At 30.3% G+C, this 16,308-nt stretch carries 17 protein-coding genes, 1 pseudogene and 1 other annotated feature; of the genes and pseudogenes, 12 read left to right on the plus strand and 6 right to left on the minus strand.

Annotation, left to right across the window (positions count from 1 at the left end):
- Positions 1-5: 5 nt before the first annotated feature.
- Entirely contained in the window at positions 6-656 is a 651-nt protein-coding gene (locus CLRAG_RS13460) for a PspA/IM30 family protein (protein ID WP_065078901.1), read from the minus strand.
- 15 nt (positions 657-671) lie between these two features.
- Positions 672-1,256, minus strand: coding sequence for a hypothetical protein (locus CLRAG_RS13465; RefSeq protein ID WP_065078902.1), 585 nt, complete (start codon positions 1,254-1,256; stop codon positions 672-674).
- A gap of 324 nt (positions 1,257-1,580) precedes the next feature.
- Between CLRAG_RS13465 and CLRAG_RS13470 the strand changes: the two genes are divergently transcribed.
- On the plus strand, positions 1,581-2,174 hold the full coding sequence (locus CLRAG_RS13470; RefSeq protein WP_065078903.1) for a DUF1836 domain-containing protein: 594 nt from the start codon (positions 1,581-1,583) through the stop codon (positions 2,172-2,174).
- Positions 2,175-2,306: 132 nt separating this feature from the next.
- Here CLRAG_RS13470 and ispF read toward each other — a convergent pair whose 3' ends face one another.
- On the minus strand, positions 2,307-2,786 hold the full coding sequence (gene ispF / locus CLRAG_RS13475; RefSeq protein WP_065078904.1) for a 2-C-methyl-D-erythritol 2,4-cyclodiphosphate synthase: 480 nt from the start codon (positions 2,784-2,786) through the stop codon (positions 2,307-2,309).
- A gap of 101 nt (positions 2,787-2,887) precedes the next feature.
- Entirely contained in the window at positions 2,888-3,064 is a 177-nt protein-coding gene (locus CLRAG_RS20570; protein WP_154104991.1) for a hypothetical protein, read from the minus strand.
- 783 nt (positions 3,065-3,847) lie between these two features.
- Here CLRAG_RS20570 and CLRAG_RS13480 point away from each other — a divergent pair.
- From CLRAG_RS13480 to CLRAG_RS13490, 3 genes are all read left to right on the plus strand, one after another.
- The gene (locus CLRAG_RS13480; protein WP_065078905.1) at positions 3,848-4,801 is read left to right on the plus strand and encodes a polysaccharide deacetylase family protein; all 954 of its coding nucleotides are present in this window, start codon (positions 3,848-3,850) and stop codon (positions 4,799-4,801) included.
- Between the two features lie 170 nt (positions 4,802-4,971).
- Positions 4,972-5,877, plus strand: coding sequence for a polysaccharide deacetylase family protein (locus CLRAG_RS13485; RefSeq protein WP_065078906.1), 906 nt, complete (start codon positions 4,972-4,974; stop codon positions 5,875-5,877).
- 70 nt (positions 5,878-5,947) lie between these two features.
- Positions 5,948-7,444: a glucosaminidase domain-containing protein gene (locus tag CLRAG_RS13490; protein WP_065078907.1), complete on the plus strand. Its 1,497-nt coding sequence runs from the start codon at positions 5,948-5,950 to the stop codon at positions 7,442-7,444.
- Positions 7,445-7,498: 54 nt separating this feature from the next.
- Here CLRAG_RS13490 and CLRAG_RS13495 read toward each other — a convergent pair whose 3' ends face one another.
- Entirely contained in the window at positions 7,499-7,684 is a 186-nt protein-coding gene (locus CLRAG_RS13495) for a hypothetical protein (RefSeq protein ID WP_065078908.1), read from the minus strand.
- A gap of 12 nt (positions 7,685-7,696) precedes the next feature.
- Entirely contained in the window at positions 7,697-7,939 is a 243-nt protein-coding gene (locus CLRAG_RS13500) for a hypothetical protein (protein ID WP_063555496.1), read from the minus strand.
- A 180-nt stretch (positions 7,940-8,119) separates the two neighbouring features.
- On the opposite strand from CLRAG_RS13500, the gene CLRAG_RS13505 reads away from it, so the two are divergent.
- From CLRAG_RS13505 to rsmA, 8 genes and pseudogenes are all read left to right on the plus strand, one after another.
- The gene (locus CLRAG_RS13505) at positions 8,120-8,695 is read left to right on the plus strand and encodes a nucleoside recognition domain-containing protein (RefSeq protein WP_065078909.1); all 576 of its coding nucleotides are present in this window, start codon (positions 8,120-8,122) and stop codon (positions 8,693-8,695) included.
- A gap of 25 nt (positions 8,696-8,720) precedes the next feature.
- Positions 8,721-9,239 (plus strand): spore maturation protein, encoded by a 519-nt coding sequence (locus tag CLRAG_RS13510; protein ID WP_013236861.1) that lies wholly within the window; start codon positions 8,721-8,723, stop codon positions 9,237-9,239.
- 93 nt (positions 9,240-9,332) lie between these two features.
- Positions 9,333-9,911, plus strand: coding sequence for a uracil-DNA glycosylase (locus CLRAG_RS13515; RefSeq protein ID WP_065078910.1), 579 nt, complete (start codon positions 9,333-9,335; stop codon positions 9,909-9,911).
- A gap of 22 nt (positions 9,912-9,933) precedes the next feature.
- Positions 9,934-10,172: a binding site (T-box leader), on the plus strand.
- Between the two features lie 85 nt (positions 10,173-10,257).
- Positions 10,258-12,195: pseudogene (metG, locus tag CLRAG_RS13520) on the plus strand (methionine--tRNA ligase); the annotation flags it as partial.
- A 274-nt stretch (positions 12,196-12,469) separates the two neighbouring features.
- Positions 12,470-13,246 carry a TatD family hydrolase gene (locus tag CLRAG_RS13525; RefSeq protein WP_065078912.1) on the plus strand — a complete coding sequence of 259 codons (777 nt, stop codon included), beginning with the start codon at positions 12,470-12,472 and terminating at the stop codon, positions 13,244-13,246.
- Between the two features lie 326 nt (positions 13,247-13,572).
- A complete protein-coding gene (locus CLRAG_RS13530) occupies positions 13,573-14,613 on the plus strand; it encodes a 3D domain-containing protein (protein ID WP_065078913.1) in 1,041 nt (346 codons plus the stop codon).
- A 270-nt stretch (positions 14,614-14,883) separates the two neighbouring features.
- Positions 14,884-15,447: a ribonuclease M5 gene (rnmV, locus tag CLRAG_RS13535; RefSeq protein WP_065078914.1), complete on the plus strand. Its 564-nt coding sequence runs from the start codon at positions 14,884-14,886 to the stop codon at positions 15,445-15,447.
- Positions 15,440-16,282: a 16S rRNA (adenine(1518)-N(6)/adenine(1519)-N(6))-dimethyltransferase RsmA gene (gene rsmA / locus CLRAG_RS13540; RefSeq protein WP_065078915.1), complete on the plus strand. Its 843-nt coding sequence runs from the start codon at positions 15,440-15,442 to the stop codon at positions 16,280-16,282. The genes rnmV and rsmA overlap by 8 nt, the downstream gene beginning before the upstream one ends.
- Positions 16,283-16,308 lie beyond the last annotated feature (26 nt).

Consider the following 16,308-nt stretch of genomic DNA (forward strand, 5'->3'; position numbering starts at 1 on the left):
ATCACCTAATTTTGTTTATATTTTTCCAATTCTTTATCAAGATCAACTTCATCTAATTTTTTAAATTCTTTTTCTAAAGAATCCTCTTCTCTTAAATCTCCCAGTCCTTCAGCCAAAGATTCTTTCTTTTGAATTTTTCTTTCAATGTCATCAATATTTATTTTATTGCTTCCTGTTTCTACATTAGATAGTATTTCATTTACTTTTTTAGTGGCTTCTGCATTATTAAATCTTGCTGCAGCTTCATCTCTATATACTCTGGTTTTGTGTATTTCTTCTTCTAATTCTTTTAACTTACTTTTAACTGCTTCAGCTTTTTGGCAAGCATCTTTGTAACTAGTTTCTAAAGAACTGTAACTTTTATCAGCTTCTAATTTCCTAGCTAGAGCCTTTTTAGCTAATTCTTCATTTCCCTTGCTCATTGCAAGTTTTACTTTTTCATCAAATTCAGTAGATATTCTTTTTGATTCTTCCATTTTCTTTTCAATTTCATGAACATTACCTAGTATTTGTGCTGATGATAATTTAGCTTTGTTTAGACTGTCATCCATATCCCTTAGTTTTTGATCAAGCAATTCAATAGGGTTTTCAATATCATCTAAAGTATTGTTTACTTTCGCCCTAAAAATATTTGATACTCTTTTTAATACTCCCATAAAAAATCCTCCTCATTATTTTCTGTTTTTAAATTTTTTTATCTTTCTTATAATAAATAGTAATATTAAAATTAATATTACAAATTTAACAAAGCCCCAAAAGAAGTTTGCTAAAAGACTATGACCTCCACCATATCCATAATAACTGGAGCTGTGACCCCAGGGGATGGGTATAGGTATAGGGAAAAAAGATCTATGACTTCCGCTGCTATAATTTTGACCGGAGCCAGAATTACTTTGGTTAGTATTTTGATTACTAGATTTTGAAGAAGAATTAGGTGTATTAGAAAAGCTGCCTGACTTAAAATCTCCTCCAGAACTATTGCTGCTATTTTTTTGCTTATAGGTAGAGTTAGGGGAAGAAAAACTACCCGATTTAAAACTACCACCAGAAGATTTGGAACTACTACTATGTGAAAAGCTACTTGTGCTGTGTGAAAATCCACTTGATTTAAATCCACCAGAGTTTCTTGCATATACAGTATTGTTATTTATGTTTAAGATATTTCCCTGTGGTGTAAACAAATCTACGGATAAGAACAAAAAAGCCATCACTAATGATATAATAAAAAGTTTTTTATTTAACTTAACTTTAGCCACCCCCCTTAAAGAAAATAATCTTTTCTTATATGGTAACATAATATTTATAGCTAGTGGATATTAATAATATTAAATTTTTATAACATTAAGTATGAGAGTATTATATAGTATTATATAACTTATAACAAATATTAAATTAACTTGTTATAAGTGATTTAAGACAATTTAATATGATTTATAATGGTTTATCATGATTTATATAGAAAATGTAACAAATTCCCGTGGATTTAATAAATAGTGAGTTTGTAAAGAATATATATATAACCTATAATATTAATATGGTTTTTAAGGTTAAAATAACTGCTATTTTGGAGGTTGTAAATAATGAAAGAACACAAATTTGGCATGGAATATATAAATAAAGCTGCTAAGAATATATCAGATAATACTATAGTACATTATGAAGACTTACCTAGGTATGATTTATTTTTATCTCAAGTTACAGACTACCTAAATGATAAGTTTCAGGGTGAAAAATACACAAATAATATAGTACAGAATTATATTAAAAATGAAGTCATATCTAAACCCGAGGATGGGAAAAAAAGGGGATATACAAAAGTTCATCTGACACAGCTCATTTTATTAAGTTATATGAGACCTATATTAACCACAGAGGAAATAAAAAAGGTTTTTAGGCTTGCCTTTAATGAGATAAACGATAGAGAAGATGATATAATATCCTGGGAAAATGCCTATAAGATATTTTCAGATTTGCATAACGATAGCCTTGATGATTTGATGAATAAAGAACATTTTAATGAAAAAAAATTTCAAGATATGGTAAAGGATATGAATTTAAAATCTGAGGATGAAGATAGGATAGTTATTTTCTTTGTGGTAATGTCTTTAATTTGCCAGGCGAGTGCAATTAAGAAACTAGTTCAAAATATAGTAAATAACTATGAAGGAAAATAAAAGGGATAAAAATAAGTTTACCATGATACTTTATGCAACTTACCTAGATTTGTGCAGATCAAATTTAAGTAAGTTATTTTTATCCGATGACTACCTGATATAGCACTCCCATGCACCCTGTTTATGAGTAGCTTATTTTGAATTATCTGTTAACAAACAGATGCTTTGAGCAGCTATACCTTCTCCTTTGCCGGTAAAGCCAAGACCTTCCTCTGTAGTTGCTTTTACACTTATTACAGATGTAGTTATATTTAGAGTTTTAGCTATATTTACTCTCATATCTTGTATGTATGGAGAGAGTTTAGGTTTTTCGGCTATTATAATAGAATCTATGTTTCCTATAGTATATCCTTTTTCTCTAATTAAAGCTGATACATGTGAGAGCAATCTAAGACTAGATATGTTCTTATATTTATCATCATTATCAGGGAAATGTTTGCCGATATCACCTAAACATAAGGCTCCAAGAAGACTATCCATTATTGCATGAAGAAGTACATCTGCATCTGAATGTCCCATAAGGCCTTTTTCAAAAGGGATATTTACGCCTCCTAAAATAAGAGGTCTATTATAAACTAATTTATGGACATCATAACCAAGCCCGATTTTCACATTTAATTCCTCCTAGATTTTTTTATTATATTTTAACACACATACTAGATTTTTTTATTATATTTTAACACACATAATAAAAAGGTGCACTTAATGGCACCTTAAGATATATCTTTAAAACTTCGAATCACATTTTTATTATTTTTATCCTTTGTTTTGCAGGGTTTAAACATAGAGTAAAAGAATTTCTTATAAGTTTTCTTTATTAGTAATAGAAGTGAAAATGGATCTTTTTTCCTATTTCTTGAAAAATCTACCTTGATAACGTTATCTTTCATAAATAACCTCACCTTCCATAAAAAGATCTTACCATAATAATAACATAAATTTAAAAGTATGTTAAGAAAATTACAAAAAATATTTAATTGAACTACAATTATAAAATTAAGGGGACAGGTAATCCCCTTAATTTTTGAGATAAAAAGGTATATTGTTTTGTATTGGAAAATGTTAGTTGTGTTTTATGAGCTTTGTGACTATGTGGTTAATAATATTATATGGATATAGGATTAAATGTGTTACTAAATAATATGTTATCCACATGTTGTCCACAAAAGTGTGGATAATGTGGATAAATAGTATGAAAATTATGTATAAACAAATATTGCTTTATAGATAATACGTTAATAACACAACTTATTAACATATTATCTGTGGATAATGTGGAAAAGTCTACAACTAGTAGTATCTATTATATTATTAGATATACCGTATTTATGACTATTATTCAGAGATATTTTTTTAATATAGCAGTAATGAGGTACGCATATTAGATTTTAAACTTTACCCTAGACAGAAAATTAGTGGGAAAAGATAACTTATATTATATAAAAATAACATGTTATCCACAAAATATGTAATAATGTTGTGGATAATGTTGAATATAGTTTTTATTTCAAATCAAACATACAATAGGCCTTATAAATGTAACGAAAACTGAAATAATTTATAATTTGTTAATATTTTGTTTAACAAAAATGAAGATACATGTTTTAATATGTTAGGGAAAGGATTTTTATGCAAAGTTTAATTTAATAAAAGTGGATGGGAGATAATATATAATGACAACAAGGAACAACTTTAGTAAGATTTTTAAAAATAGTGGATTGATGTTACTTGGATTGATTGTAGTCTTTGGTTTGTCCTATGGTGGATATAATTATTTTCATGGGAATAAATCAAAAACTAATAAGGTAATATCTGCTGATAAAAAAGCTGGGAGTGAAGTTAGTGAGAAGAAGGCATCTAAAAGTAATGTAAAAAGTAGTAATAAACAAGGTTCAGATAAGGACAAGAACATTAGACATAATGTATCTCAAGATGGAATGAAATATACTTATGACGCACAAAAAGTAAAAGATATATTGGACAATAAAGCTCCAAATGATGGAAAGAAGATAGCATTTCTAACTTTTGATGATGGACCTTCTACTACTGTAACACCTATAATATTGAATACTTTGAAAAATTATAATGTGAAAGCAACCTTTTGTCTGCTAGGAGAAAATGTAGAAAAAAATGAAAAAAGTAAGGAATTAGTAAAAGAAATATTAAAAGAGGGACATGCTATTGGAAATCATACTTATACACACAGCATGAGAAGGTTATATCCTGGGAATAGACTTGATGTAGGTACTGTTATGGCAGAAGTTGAACAGGATAATGCAGCTATAAGGAATATTGTTGGACAAGATTTTAATACTAGAGTACTAAGACTTCCAGGAGGGTATATGTCAAGGGCATACTACCATGATCCTAATTTAAATGAATTTAACGCACGACTAAAGGAAAAAGATATGTACAGCATAGATTGGAATGCCTATGATTTTGATGCAGAGGGAAGAAGAAAAAATGCAGATCAGCTTTTAGAACATGTAAAAAGAAGTGTAGGTTCACAACAAAAAGTTGTTATACTTATGCATGATACTTATGGTAAAGAAGAAACGGCTAGAGCATTACCTCAAATTATAGAATATCTAAAAGGTCAGGGATATGAATTTAAAACAATAGCTTAAAGAAAAAAATGAACTTATAGACTTTTGAAATTAAACTTTTTATGTATATGATTGTTTGATATAATAAATTTAGGAAAAAGCCTACTTTATTTACTAGAAAATTTATAATCTACATAACTAATGAGAAAAGTGTAGGCATCATCCAGGTTAGGTTGGAAAGAAGCGATAATATGAAAAATAAAAATATAAAAGATTTAATTGCTCTAGTTTTATTGATTTTCTTTATAATTGGTGTACATAGTGTTTACAAAACTAAACTTGTATCTTCAAATGACCAAAAAAAGGTCGATAATAAATCAAATGTAAAGTTTGATAAAAAAAATCAAACAAATATAAAAAAGGTATCACCTGTTAAGGATAGAGAATTTACAGGAAATAATTTAAAATATAACTCTGAGTCTATTCCTATTTTATATTATCATTCCATAGATTATGAAAAGGGAAATGAATTAAGGGTGCCAAAGGGAAAATTTAGAGAACAGATGAAGTATTTAAAGGACAATGGATATACTACCCTTACTTTAAATGAACTTTATAATTTTTTGGCTTATAATAAACCAGTTCCTAATAAATCTGTAGTGATAACTCTTGATGACGGATATAAGGATAACTATGAGAATGCTTTTCCTGTTTTAAAGGAGTTTGGATTTAAGGCTACTGTGTTTATGATTACAAGTAGTATAAATAACGAGAAAGATTTTTTAACTTCCAGTGAGTTAAAGCAAATGGATAGTTATGGTATGGATATTGAAAGTCATACAGTAAATCACGATAAACTTGATAGGTTAACTTATGACAAACAAATACAGACTTTAAAAGATTCAAAGGAATTCTTAGAAAAACTTCTTAATAAAAAAATAAAGTATATTGCATATCCTTATGGCAAATGGAATGAAAGTGCCATAAAGGCATTAAAGACAGAAGGATATAGTATGGCTTTTACTACAGCAGGGGGGTGGGCTAATAAGGACCAAGGAATATATACTTTGCACAGAGTATATGTAAGTGAAAAGTATGGAATGAACGAATTTAAAAGACGGCTTACGAATAGTAATTATGAAAATACCAACAAGTGAAGACTTTTACCTAGAGTAATACGTTCAAGTAATAAAATAATTAAAATTGAAATATTTGGGGGGGAAAAAATTGAATAAGAATGTAAAGACACTTATAATAACAGCAGCTTTTGCACTAGTTGCTTTTCAATTTAAGGTATCTGCAAATTCTTCACTGGGATCTCCTAGGATAAATATTGATACCAATAAAGAGTGGACTGTTAAATTCAGCAGCAATTTGGAACCAAGTACTGTAAATAGTACTAACATACAAGTTACTGATAAAAATAATGTTCAGGTTCCTGTGGCAGTAACTTTGGGAAATGATCCAAGTACTGTGATGGTAAGTCCTAAGGTATCAGGATATGATCCAAGTGAAAAATATAATCTTGTTATAGGGGAAGGATTAAAATCAGCTTCAGGAAAAAATTTGTCCAACCCTTTAAGTATGCAGTTTACTACAAGTAATAAATATTCAGATGGGACAGGTTATACAGATCTTCCTAAAATAACTTCCAACAAATTTGAATATGTACCACTTTTGTCATCCGAGAAACAAGGCTTTTTAATACAATGTGATAGTTCATCAGATGTTCAGTATAGAATTTTTGTAAATGGACAAAACGATAAAGAAGGAAGTTATACTGAGCTTACAAATGGATATACTAATGAAGAAAGCGGAAAAATAACATCTTTAAAAACGTTGAGTGCAGGTACTAACGGTGAAAAATACAAAGCAGTAATTTATGTAAAAAGGACAGGAGTTACTGGAGCCCATAAAGATGGAAATACAGAATATGATAATTATTTTGTAGATTATTTTAGATGTGTGGATAATGTAGATAGTAAGTCTAGTGAATTTGTAAATTATGATATAGCTTTAGACGATATGGTAAATACACAGTTAAATTCGGATAGTACACCTGTATTTGTAGCAGCTAATGTAATGGACAATGCTGCAACTAAAAATCAGATAAAATATTATGCTGATCCAAATAATTTTCTTGACAGTTATGGTAAATATCAATTTTTAAAGCTTACATATTCTGATGGTGTTACAGCAGATAGTCTAAATAATTTTCTAAAAGGAAAAGGAATTTTTGATGGAAAAGGACAAGCATTTTTAGATGCAGCTAAAAATAATAATATAAGTGTATCTTATTTAGTTTCACATGCTATGCTTGAAACAGGAAATGGTACTTCTAAGCTCGCAAATGGTGGAGCAACAGATAGTAGTGGAAATTATATTTATGGAGTACCTGTATATAATTTCTTTGGAATAAATGCAACAGACGATAATGCTGTTTTAAATGGAACTAAAACTGCATATGAGAATGGATGGACTACTGTAGAGAGAGCTATTTCAGGTGGAGCGCAGTGGATAGGAAAGTGGTATATAAACAATCCGTCAACAAATCAAAACACTATTTATAAAATGAGGTGGAATCCTGGGAATCCCGGACAGCATGAATATGCTACGGATATATCTTGGGCATATAAACAAATACCAAATATAATAAAGGAAATGCAGGATATAACAGCAGGTTCTAATTTAACATTAGAATTTGAAATACCTAAATATAAATAATAAATATAATAAAAACACTATCAAAATCAATGATGATTAGATAGTGTTTTTTATTTAAATAATTCCTTCACTTTTTAGTATATTTTCCAATTCGTTTACTTTGTCGTAAAGAAGATGAAATTTGTCTTTCAATACCTGATTCTGTGAGCTGTCTCTCATGATGGCTTTTTCCAAACTTTCAATAACTGACAGAGCTTCGTCGATATCTTGTTGGGCCAAATTTAAAGTGTTTTCTTTCATTAATAATTCTCCTTAATTTAATATATTTTTTATTTTTGATAAATCTTCATCTTCTACAAATGGTGCACAAAATTGAAAAGTTTTTTCATGGCCGCATTCTGAACATACACAATTACAAACATCGTAGGGGATACCATCAACTATGGATACATTTGAATTTTCAGCTAAATATTCTCCTCCACATATTTCACAGGGAGTATCATTTATAACTAGATATTCACTTTCTATATATTTCATTATATCTCTAATGGTCATTATTAACCTCCAATTTAAAAATTATCACAACATAAATGGTAACACTATTAAAAGGGATTTTCAATCATTTCATCTCTATAAAATCCATCTACTTATAGGTAATTTTATATTCTTATTATCATATATTAGTTATATGATAAATATTTGTATATTTTGGATTATAGGGGGAGTGGTTATATTGTGATAAACATTATATGGTTTTTTATTTTAGCCTTTGGAATAGGGTTTGGAATATTATCTGGAAGGGGAGAGGCAGTGTCCAAGTCTATTATAGCTTCTTCAGATGCTTCAGTAAAACTTATGATAAGTCTTTTGGGAATAATGTGTCTCTGGTGTGGAGTAATGAAAATAGCAGAGAAAAGTGGCCTTATGAATAAAATAGCAAGTTTAATGAGACCCATTTTGAAAGTTTTGTTTAAGGATGCATCTAAAGATGAAAGAGCTATAGGGCCAATAGTTATGAACTTAACTGCTAATATGATGGGATTATCTAATGCAGCCACTCCTTTTGGAATAAAAGCTATGGATCAGCTTAGTAATCTCAATAAAAAGAAAGAAGAAGCAAGTGATGATATGGCGCTTTTTTTAGTTTTAAATGCAGCTTGCATACAGCTTGTCCCAACTACGGTTATATCTATAAGAGCGGCAATGGGATCTAAAAATCCTGCAGAAACAATAATACCAGCCATAATTACAACTACTATATCTGCAATAGTAGGGGTAGTATGTTGTAAAATTCTCCAGAGATATTTTTAACTTTATTTAAAAGGAGTAGGGTAGAGTGAAGTACATAATAAAAGCAATAATACCAATAATTATTATATTTATGGTTACCTATGGTCAAATGAAAAAAGTTAGGGTATATGAATGTTTTGTAGAAGGAGCCAAGGAAGGGATAGATATATGTATTAAGATATTTCCGTACCTACTAGCAATGATAATAGCAGTAGGGGTTTTTAGAGAATCTAAAGCTTTAGATTACTTTATAGGATTTGTAAAACCTGTAGTAAAATTTATAGGACTTCCTCCTGAAGTAGTACCTCTTGTGCTTGTAAAGCCCTTATCAGGCAGTGGGGCTCTTGGAATATTCGCTGAAACTTTAAGTAAATTTGGACCAGATAGTTACATAGGTAGAATTTCCTCTATAATTATGGGTTCTACGGAAACTATATTTTATACTCTTACAGTTTATTTTGGAGCAGTTGGTATAAAAAAAATAAGGCATACCCTTTGGGCGGCAGTAATGGCAGATATAACTGCAATAATCACAGCAGTTATAGTAACTAGAATTATGTTTTAATTGAAAATTGGTATGAAAGTTTATATTTTACCTTATAATAATTAGTTGTATAATATATAGTATAATTCATAATTATTCGGGATGTGAGTTAAGTTGTTAAGGTGGAAAGAGCTCTATGAAGAATGTTTAAATTGTCATAAATGTAGTTTAGGAGATAAGAGAACTAATATGGTTTTTGGAGATGGAAATCCTAAGGCACATATTATGTTTATAGGAGAAGCACCAGGAGCAGATGAGGATAGAACGGGAATACCTTTTGTAGGTAGGGCAGGTCAGCTTTTGACGAAAGCTCTTGAGGCACTTGATTTATATAGGGAAAAGGATTATTACATATGTAACATTTGTAAGTGCAGGCCCCAAAATAACAGAACTCCTTATGAGCAGGAAGAAGAAGCCTGTATTCCATATTTGAGAAATCAAGTAGCACTTATAAGGCCTAAAATAATAGTTTGTCTCGGTGCAACTGCTATGAGCTGCATATTGGGAAAGGATTGGAGAATTACAAGAGATAGAGGAAAGTGGGTTGAAAAAAAAGGTTTTTATATGACTGCAACTTTTCATCCTTCAGCAGTTTTAAGAGATGTGAATAAAAAATCTGCATTTTGGGAAGATTTAAAAAGTATAAAAAAGAAAAATGAAGAAATTTTTCAAACAAAAAATGTTGACACATAAAATTATATGACATATTATATTGTTAAATACTGTGAAGGAAAGAGTAGTAAATTAGTTTGCACAAAGAGAGTCGGCAGGTTTGGGTGAGAGCCGAATGCAATAAGATTTATGAATATGGCTCTAGAGTATATCGCTTGAAATAATAGTAGAGTGGTACGGTAGTAACCGTTACATTACAAGGTAATGAATAGTTACTTAATGATGCTTTTATTGTGAAGTAAAAGTAAAGTAGAGTGGTAAAGCGTAATTTACGCCTCTATGTGGAAAGAATTTTTCCATATGGGGGTTTTTTTATATGAAAAAATAATTAGAAATACAATAAAACTAGAAGAAAAAGGGAGAGAAAAACATGACCAAGAAAACTTATTATATTACTACGCCAATTTATTATCCATCTGCAAAACTTCATATAGGAAACACCTATACTACTGTAGCAGCAGATGCTCTTGCAAGATTTAAAAGGCTTACAGGTTATGATGTTATGCTTTTGACAGGAACAGATGAACATGGACAGAAGATTCAGAGATTAGCTGAAGCAAAGGGCGTTACTCCTATAGAATATGTGGACGAAATAGTTGCTGGAATTAAAAAGCTGTGGGATATGATGAATATAAGTTATGACAAGTTTATACGAACTACAGAGGGCTACCATGTTAAGGCAGTTCAAAAAATATTTAAGAAATTGTATGACCAAGGTGATATATATAAGGGAAGTTATGAGGGATTATATTGTACACCTTGTGAATCCTTTTGGACAGAAACCCAAGCAGCAGATGGAAAGTGTCCTGATTGTGGAAGACCAGTAGAGAAAACTAAGGAAGAAGCATATTTCTTTAAAATGTCAAAATATGCGCCTAAACTTATAAAGTATATTGAGGATCATCCTGATTTTATACAGCCTGAATCTAGAAAGAATGAGATGTTAAATAATTTCTTAAGGCCTGGACTTCAAGATTTGTGTGTTTCTAGGACATCTTTCAATTGGGGAATACCTGTAACTTTTGATGAAAAACACGTAATATATGTTTGGATAGATGCTCTTGCAAATTATATAACAGCTCTTGGATACGGTAGTGAAAATGAAGAGTTATACAATAAGTACTGGCCAGCAGATGTACATCTAGTTGGTAAAGACATATTAAGGTTTCATACAATTTATTGGCCTATAATGCTTATGGCATTAGGACTTCCTGTTCCTAAAAAGGTATTCGGACACGGATGGCTTCTGGTAGATGGGGGAAAGATGTCAAAGTCAAAGGGAAATGTAGTAGATCCTGTAGTTTTAGTAGATAATTTTGGTGCAGATGCTGTTAGATATTATCTATTGAGAGAAATACCATTTGGTTCAGATGGATTGTTTAATAATGAAATATTTATAAAAAGAATTAATGCAGATTTAGCTAATGATTTGGGAAATTTATTATCTAGAACTTGTGCTATGGTTGAAAAATATTTTGATGGAGTAGTGCAAGAACCAATAAAAAAAGAACAAATTGATGATGAACTTATAAATTTAGCATTAGAAACTCCTGAAAAAGTAGAGAAGAATATGAACGATTTAAGAATACCAGAAGCTTTAGATAATATATGGGATCTTATAACTAGATCAAATAAATATATAGATGAAACTACACCATGGATATTAGCTAAAGATGAGGCTAAAAAAGATAGGCTTGGAACAGTGCTTTACAATCTTTTAGAGTCACTTAGAATAATATCTGTATGTGTTTCTCCATATTTACCTGAAACAAGCACTAAAATGTATAAACAACTTAATACAAACGTTGTTTCCTGGGATAGTATAGCCTCTTTTAATGGAACTAAAGCTGGAACAAAGATAAGTAAGGGAGAGTTATTATTTCCTAGAATAGATGTAGATAAAAAAATAGAGGAATTAAATAAACTAAAAGAAGAAAAAAAAGCAGCACAGAGTTCTAATGAAAAATCTTTAAAAAAACAAATAACTATAGATGATTTTGATAAAATAGATTTAAGAGTTGCTAAAGTTTTAAAATGTGAAAACATAAAAGGATCCAATAAACTACTTAAATTTCAACTTCAAATGGGAAAGGAACAGAGGCAGGTAGTTTCAGGAATTGCAAAGTATTATAAGCCAGAACAGCTTGTGGGCAAATATGTAGTATTTGTAGCAAATTTAAAACCTGTAAAATTAAAAGGTGAAATTTCAGAAGGAATGATATTATCTGCAGCTTCAGATGATGATAGTAAATTATCCATACTATCACTTTCTGATGAAATCCCAAGTGGAAGCACAGTAAGGTAATGTGAATTTTATATAATTCAACTTTGGCACATGTGAAATTTTTACTTAATATAAAAAATTGTAAAGCAAAGCTTTTGAAAATAACAAAGTTCAAATAACAAAGAACAGATAAAAATGATTTTCCTCGTACCTCAGGAAATCTATAATTTAAATATTTTCTGACGTTAGAAAGAAAATTATCCTTATTTGATATTTGAACTTTGAACTTTAAAAAAATTGCTTTGCAATTTTTTTAAACTGCCAAAGAATTTAAAATTAGGTTAGGAGAAGTCATATGGAACTAAACATATTTGATGCCCATGCGCATTATGATGATGAAGAATTTGATGAAGATAGGAATAAAGTAATAGAAGAGTTGAAGAAAAACAATATAGTTGGAGTATTAAATTGTGGATCTTCTATTGAAGGAGCTAGAGCATCTGTTAAATTAGCAGATAAACATGATATGTTTTATGCAGCAGTAGGAGTGCATCCTGAATATTCTGACGTATTTACTGATGATATATTAGAAGAATTAAAAATTTTAGCTAAAAATAAAAAAGTAAAGGCAATTGGGGAGATAGGGCTTGACTATTATTACAAAGAAAATCCTCCGAAAGAAGTGCAAAAAGCTGTATTTATAAAGCAGATGAAATTAGCAGATGAATTAAAATTACCGGTAATTATACACGATAGGGAAGCTCATGAAGATACTTTAAATATAGTAAAACAGTTTAAGAATGTTATTGGAGAAATACATTGCTTTTCTGGAAGTGTTGAAATTGCAAGGGAATTTTTAAAATTAGGATATTACATAGGATTTACAGGGGTAGTAACTTTCAAAAATGCAAAGAAAGCTGTTGAGGTTGCAAGGGAAGTACCCTTTGATAGAATTTTAGTTGAGACAGACTGTCCCTATATGGCTCCGGTTCCTTTTAGAGGAAAGAGAAATAGATCTGAATATATAAAATTTATTATAGCTAAGATAGCTGAAATCAAAGGCGTAGAGGATAGTAAAATAAGCCAATTAACAATTTTTAACATGAAACAGTTGCTTAATATGGTAAAATAGTGTAAAATTAAAGAGAGGTTTTATTAAATCTATTTTTAGTAATAAAAATAGATTTAACAGCATAGTTTATATAATAGGCACTTTAAACCACCAAAAAAATAGCATAGACTGTAGGTTGAGTAGAAAACTCCAATTAGTAGGTTTAATGCGAGTTATTTACTCATGAAGTATAATATCGGAATCATAAATAATTATTTTATTTATAGTTTTATGCACAAGGCTGCATTTAACATTTTATAACAGTCTTAATGCAGAGTGATATTTGACATGATTTTGGGTTCCATTTATAATGGAATATGTCGCTCTCGCCCAGAGGAGGTATTTTTATGGTGGAAAAGTTTAAGACTTACTTGAAAAAATATTTTCCAAATGGCCTTAGAGTAGAAATTATTGCAGTTGTAATTTTATCTATTTTAATCGGAGTAGTATTTAGTACAAGAAAGACAATAGTTGTTTCAGTAGATGGAAGTAGTAAGAATATTACTACGTTTTGTAATACTTATAGAAAGGTTCTGGATAATAATGGAATCAGCATAGGGCCTAAGGATAAAGTGAAGCCTAGTCTAGACAATAGGGTGGAAAATAACACCACGTTGAAAATCAAAAGAGTAGTAAAAGTTAAAGTAGAAGTTGACAATAAAAAGTTGAATTTAGAGTCTGCCGAGGATAATGTTGAAGATATGTTAAAGGCAGAGAAGATAGGAATTTCAAAACTTGATATAGTATATCCATCCAGAAAGCATGCGTTGAAAAAGGGAATGAATGTAGTAGTGACTAGGGTTAAAACAAAAGACCTAAAAGAGGACAGACCTATAAACTATGACACAATTTTGAAAAGTGACGAGCAGGTTGAAAATGGAACTAAAAAGGTTGTGCAAGAAGGACAAAATGGAGAGAGGGAGACTGTGACTAGGGTTGTATACCAAAATGGTAAAGAGGTTTCGAAAAAAGTAATTAGCGAAATCATAAAAAAACAGCCGGTACAAAAAGTCATAGCCATAGGAACATTGACCAATTATACTCCGTCTAGAGGAACTAATCTTAACTATGTTGAATCACTGCAAATGAGGGCAACTGCATATACTGCAGATTATGCCAGTACAGGCAAGAGTCCTGGAGATCCAGCATTTGGTATAACTGCATCTGGCACTGTAGCCAGGAGAAATAATGGAGATTATAGTTCAGTAGCAGTTGATCCTAGAGTAATACCACTTGGTACGAAGCTTTATATAGAAGGTTATGGTTATGCTATAGCAGAAGATACAGGTGGGGCTATCAAGGGAAATAGATTAGATTTATTTTTTGATTCTAGCTCAGAAGTAGACAACTGGGGTGTAAGATGGGTTAATGTTTATGTAATTAGGTAGGAGCACATGCTCCTATTTTTTCTTTTAATTTTATGAGAATATTTTCGAGTATAAGTATAAGGTATCTATTATCTATAATAAGGCATTTTCAAAGAAATAACTAGTCAGTATGCTAGCCTATTTTTTATCATACTGCGTCGGTAGAACCCTTAGATAGGATTCACTATCTGCGGAACCTGTCTCCTTGTCTGATAAAAAATATTCGTCGCATCTTTGACTTGTTATTTTATTTCAAATGCCTAATAGATTTAATAAAATAGGAGGACATTTATGATTAAGGAAGTAATAGTGGTTGAAGGAAGAGATGATATAACTGCAGTTAAAAGGGCGGTTGATGCTCAGCTTATAGCTGTAGGGGGTTTTGGAATAAATAAAAAAATTATAGATAAAATAAAAGAAGCTCAAAAAAGACAGGGCGTCATAGTGTTTACGGATCCGGATTTTGCAGGAAATAAAATAAGGCAGATTATATCTAAAAGGGTAAAGGGAATAAAGCACGCTTATATATCTCAGAAGGATGGTATAAAAAATGGAGATATTGGGGTTGAAAATGCGTCCCCAGAAACTATAATAAAGGCTCTAAAAAGTGCCAAGTATGAGGTAAAGGAAAAAAGAGAAGAATTTGAAATAAGTGATATGGTATTCTTTGGATTGACAGGAAAATCAAATTCCAAGACGAAGAGGGATATGATGGGAAAAGAACTTGGAATAGGATATTGCAATACTTCTCAGTTTTTAAATAGACTAAATGATTATGGAATAACAAAAGAGGAATTTAAAAAGGCTATAAGTAAAGTAAATAATATAATAGACAAGGAGAAGCACAATGAATGATTTATCTACTGCAGATGTAGTAAAAAAATACGGATTTAAATTTTCAAAAAGTTTAGGACAAAATTTTTTAATAGACAATACAGTATTGGATGACATAGTAAATAGCGCTGACATAAGTAAGGAGGATCTTATTATAGAAATAGGACCTGGAGTGGGAACTTTAACAAGAGAACTTTTAAAAAAAGCAGGTAAAGTATGTGCTATTGAATTGGATTCAGATTTAATTCCAATTTTAAAGGAAGAACTAAAGGACTTTAAAAATTTTGAGTTGATACATAAAGATGCACTTAAAATAGATTTTAATAAAATAATAGATGATGAAAAAAATGTGAAAATTGTTGCAAATTTACCCTACTATGTTACAACTCCTATTATTACACGACTGTTGAATGAAAACTACAATTTTAAAACTCTTACTATAATGATACAAAAAGAAGTAGGAGAGAGAATCTCATCAGAACCTAATTGCAAACAATATGGAGCCCTTTCGATTTTAGTGCAATATTATTGCGATGTTGAAGTAATAAGGAAAGTAAGTCCTTCATCGTTTATTCCAAGACCAAAAGTGGAATCCATAGTTATAAAGCTAACCAAACTTGATGAACCTAGAGTTAAGGTGAAAGACGAAAAATTATTTTTTAAGGTAGTAAGATGTTCATTTAATATGAGGAGAAAAACTCTCTGGAATGCTGTAAAGACCTTAAAGGTTCCTAAAGAAGATATGGAGGCTGCTTTTAAAAAAGCTGAAATTGATGAAAGAAGAAGGGGCGAAACGCTATCTATAGAAGAGTTTGGAAGACTATCTGATTGTATATATGACATATGCATACATTAAAATGCGACATGTTTTTGAAGATAAGT

The sequence above is a fragment of the Clostridium ragsdalei P11 genome, from assembly GCF_001675165.1.
GTDB lineage: Bacteria > Bacillota > Clostridia > Clostridiales > Clostridiaceae > Clostridium_B > Clostridium_B ragsdalei.